This window comes from Clostridium sp., assembly GCF_021372645.1.
Lineage (GTDB): Bacteria > Bacillota > Clostridia > Clostridiales > Clostridiaceae > Clostridium.
The window spans coordinates 1-4,489 of record NZ_JAJFUC010000039.1; the positions used below are offsets into that span (position 1 = coordinate 1).

The 4,489-nt window shown below is 26.0% G+C and carries 6 protein-coding genes; all 6 read left to right on the forward strand.

Translation table 11 applies throughout. From position 1 onward, the window contains the following. Window positions 1–52: 52 nt before the first annotated feature. The 6 genes from LLF98_RS06405 to LLF98_RS06430 all read left to right on the forward strand — a co-directional run bounded on the left by LLF98_RS06405 (window position 53) and on the right by LLF98_RS06430 (window position 4,285). A complete protein-coding gene (locus LLF98_RS06405) occupies window positions 53–1,054 on the forward strand; it encodes a hypothetical protein (RefSeq protein ID WP_291702002.1) in 1,002 nt (333 codons plus the stop codon). Further along, on the forward strand, window positions 1,014–1,358 hold the full coding sequence (locus LLF98_RS06410; RefSeq protein WP_291702004.1) for a hypothetical protein: 345 nt from the start codon (window positions 1,014–1,016) through the stop codon (window positions 1,356–1,358). Before LLF98_RS06405 ends, LLF98_RS06410 begins: the two co-directional genes overlap by 41 nt. Window position 1,359: 1 nt before the next feature. Beyond that, entirely contained in the window at window positions 1,360–2,085 is a 726-nt protein-coding gene (locus LLF98_RS06415) for a hypothetical protein (protein ID WP_291702006.1), read from the forward strand. 322 nt (window positions 2,086–2,407) lie between these two features. After that, window positions 2,408–2,887: a hypothetical protein gene (locus LLF98_RS06420; protein WP_291702008.1), complete on the forward strand. Its 480-nt coding sequence runs from the start codon at window positions 2,408–2,410 to the stop codon at window positions 2,885–2,887. 239 nt (window positions 2,888–3,126) lie between these two features. Beyond that, window positions 3,127–3,933, forward strand: a complete 807-nt coding sequence (locus LLF98_RS06425) for a hypothetical protein (RefSeq protein ID WP_291702010.1) — start codon at window positions 3,127–3,129, stop codon at window positions 3,931–3,933. A gap of 187 nt (window positions 3,934–4,120) precedes the next feature. Continuing rightward, on the forward strand, window positions 4,121–4,285 hold the full coding sequence (locus LLF98_RS06430; RefSeq protein WP_291702012.1) for a hypothetical protein: 165 nt from the start codon (window positions 4,121–4,123) through the stop codon (window positions 4,283–4,285). Window positions 4,286–4,489: the final 204 nt, after the last annotated feature.

Genomic DNA, 4,489 nt, shown 5'->3' on the forward strand with positions numbered 1-4,489 from the left:
TTCCATTATAACATAGAATCATTTATTTATGAATAGCTATAATGGAGGAAAGATGGAAGAATATAATTCATTAAGATGGGAAAGATTAGAAGAGCTTGGAGTAGAATTTTTATATATAAAATCTGTTGTAAAAGAAATATATGAATATCCTATAAAAGAAAATACTATAGAGGAATTTAGAAATAATATTAAGAATTATAAGGATATAGATGAAGTTCAATTGTTAAATTCTTTAGAAGATGAAACTTTTAAAAAAGCAGCTATTTTTAGTATTATTCAATATAAGAAAAACAAAGATAAAGTTCCAGTAATAGAAGATGTAACAAATGATATTTTAAATGTAATGTTTAAAGAAAAAAATGATATTAGTTTTGATGATGGTGAATATTACAATGATAAACTAGACGATAGTTATAAAGTTACATATTATTATAAAGATGATAATTTTGTTACAATAAAAATGGCATGTATTATAAATGAAAATGGTAGTGAAACATTAGAAGATGGAACGACTGAAGATTATAGTTTTAAATTATATGATTGTTGCAAATTTATAATAGACATAAATAAAAAGTTAGTTACAATGTTTCACAATGACATAAAAAGTAATATAATAAGTATATCTAAACAAGTAACTAATAGGAAAATTGCATTTAGAACATTATTTAATATTACCAGTAAGAATATGCTTAAATATTACTTAAATAATTATCTTGAAAGATATTTTGATACATATATGCAAGAAGAAAGAGCTGGAAATTTACGTAAGTTAGTGAGTATTATAGAAGCATCGGCTATAGATAATAATAATCAAGAAAGAAGTTTAATAAGAAGTGTTAAGCGTGATTATGTACATAGTAAAAAAAGATTAGATGCAATAGAAGATGCAGTAATAAATGAAAATCTGACTATATCTGAAATAGAATGTTCTTTAGATGATATAGTTATAGATTTAAGGATGGATGGAGATATAAGCTGCATAAATAGTTTTTTATATAAGGAGGTAGTTGAAAATGTTTGTAAAGAATTCTTTGATGGGTATAGATTATTGTAGCTTTATTGAAAAAAATAAAGAATTAGTCAATGTTTTTAATTCGGCCATTAATAATGGCTTGTTAGAGTTAACAATACCTTATTTATTAAAGAATACACATATTCAACAACTAGAATTATATGATAATATACATGAACTTTTAGAATTTAATATCTTGGAAATTAAAGAATATTCAATATGTCCTCATTGCACAAATCAAGATGTTTATAAAGAAACTGATATGGTTAGATGCAGTAAATGTAAACATGTATACAGCACTAATAACATCATAGAAAAGTTTAAATTAGTTAATAAGGATAAATAAAATGAGTAACGCAAATGTTAAAAGAATTAATATTAAAATAATTATAAATACTTGTATTTTTCTTGTAATATTAGCTGTATTAGTATTAACTTTAGGTATTTATATTAAAGTATATTATAGCCATATTAATATAGAAACAATAAGTAATCATTTAGTGGTATGCATTAATATTATGCTAAAATTAGTATCAAAATTTTGTAATAATTTATTAGATTCACTATTAACTGAAGGCAATATGAAAATTATAATAATAGCATTAGCAATAATATTTTCTATATATAAATTTCAATTGAAAGATTGGATAAATGATATAACTAATATTGAGTTAAATGGATTTAAGTTACAGAAAAAAGTACAAGCACTAGACGACATGAATAAAACTGAGCAAAAGAATATTGAAGAGTTAGAGAAAGAAAAAGATAAAGAAGATGCAGGTGATGATCTTAAAGAAAAAATAAAATTAAGTAAGATGAGAATAGATTTATTAAGGACAATGATAGAGGATCCGTACATAGTTACTGTATTAGAAAGGTTTGTTGATAAAAAAATTGGAGCTTTAAGAATTCCAATGAATATATTCAAACAAAATACATCAACTGAGTCTATAGGGAAGATATTTGAATATGATGTTAGTGTAGGCTTTGTTAAAATCAAAGGAATTAAAGCAGAAATTAAGGATATTGTATATGATATCTATATAAAAATTAAGAACGAAAATAAAGGCTAGAGATTTTCTAGTCTTTATTTTATATTTATTCAGTTAATGTTAAGAAAAGTTAATTATAATAATAGTTGCAGAAAGTTTTTTTCATTAGTTTCTTTTTCATAAGTAAATTGCAAAAGATGCAGTCATTAAGTTGGCTGCATCTTTTTTATTAAATATTCAGGAGATTCAAGACAGTCATGCATTTATTATATTTGACAATAATTCTATATATTATACAAACAAATTTAATCTAGCAATTAATTTTATTTTAGTATAATAAAGGAATTTAGAGATAAATGTAGAAATGTTTAACAATATAGAAAAATAAAGGGGGAAATTAATAATGAAAAACTTTAAAAGACTACTTTCAACATTAATTGCTTTTATAGCAATAGCAATGTTAAATCCTACAGGAGCTAATGCAGAATGGAGGCAAAATAGTACAGGATGGTGGTATACAGAAGGTAATTCATATGCTACAGAGTGGAGATTTATTGATGGAAACTGGTATTATTTCTATTCTGATGGGTACATGGCTACAAATGCAATTATTGATGGGTATTATTTAAATGAAAATGGTGCATGGAGTAATGATTCTGAATACAATATAACAATTATCAACGCTCAAGAGATGGTAAAACAGTATCTTTCTAATAATGGCAAGTATATTCCTCAAATTGTAGAGGTTGACCATGTAGAAGGTAATTCGTGGGTATTACATTGCTATGACGTAATAACATATCCTGGAGAAGGATCTCATACAGCAACTAGTGGATGGTATTATGTGGATAGAGATAATGGAAATATTAGATCAATGTTTTAAATGTTAAATAACAAAGAGATAGCAGGGGGGGACTTAATTGCTATCTCTATTTAAATTGGTGAATTATATTTTCTTTAGAATTATTGACAGAATATATGAAAAATATGCAACTAAGGTGCATGGGAGTTAATAAAATTCTATATCTTTATTTTCCTTGAAATGGATTTATTTAAATAAATTTGACAAAAATTACAGTTGATATACAATCATATTATAAATACTAAAAAGGGGGAATAATAATGAATCAAAAATGGTATGAGAAAAATCTAGCGATTATATTACTTTTAATTTTCTTTTTTCCAGTAGGATTATTTCTTATGTGGAAATATAGTAGGTGGAATAAAATTGCTAAAATAGTAATATCAATATTTTTCGGAATAGTGTTATTATCTAATATGGGTAGTAAGAAAACTAGTCAAACTGCAACAACAAAAACAGAGACTGCTACTATACAAGAACAACCAAAAGAGAAAACAGAAGAGGAAAAAGCGGCAGAGGTTGCTAAACAAAAGGCAGATGAAGAAGCGAAAGCAAAAGCTGATGCAGAAGCTAAGGCAGCCGCAGAAAAGGAAGCTAAAAAAATAAAAGCTGGAACTTATAAAATTGGTACAGATATACCAGCAGGAGAATATTTGGTTATCGCAAAAAGTATAGGATATGTAGAATGTGCAAAAGATAGCAAGGGACAATTAGATAGTATAATATTTAATGATAATTTGACATCTGGTAGTGACAGATATGTAACTTTAAATGAAGGAGAATACTTTAAGTTAACTGGTGCGGAAATGTATCCAGTATCAGAAGCACCTTCTATAATTCCAAAAGATGGAATATATAAAGATGGAATGTATAAAGTAGGCAAAGATATACCGGCAGGAGAATACAAAGTGAAATTAACAGGTGGGATGGGGTATACAGAGGTGACTACAAATAGTAGGCATCAATTAGATAGTATAGTTTCAAACGAAAATGTGCAAGCAGACACATATCTTACTGTCCAAGATGGTCAATATTTAAAAATGACAGGAGTTCAAATTCAAAAATAAATAGCAAATAACAATAAAGCTAGGATTAAATTTCCTAGTTTTTATTAATTATGCATAATAAAAATATTCCATATAAAAATAAATAATGATATAATAACTTTATGTTTTCCGCAAAGATGGGTTGCGGTGGTTGTACGTTTTCCCACCTTGGGCTATTAGAAATAATAGTCTAAGGGGGTGGTATTAGATGATTGTTGGAATATTAATAATATCAATAGCATTAATATTAGTGATATTGATTAATAGAGCATTAAAACATAATTCAAAAGATTGTGAATTTAACTTAGAAATTAATATAAGAGGTTTTAAAATAAATTTTAAGGCACAAGAAAAGGACCCTCCCATCAAGTAAAGTCCTTTTCTTAAGACACCAATAAAAAAATCTACTAGCCCTAAAACATAAAACGTTCTAGGAGAAGCTTAGTGTTCCCGCACTAGGCTTTTCTTATTTATATTATAACAAAAATTTAAAGAAAATAAACATTTTTTATATTATATTTTATTATTGATATATATATGTAATTATTTTACAATATTACTAGAGGTGGTATTGTGG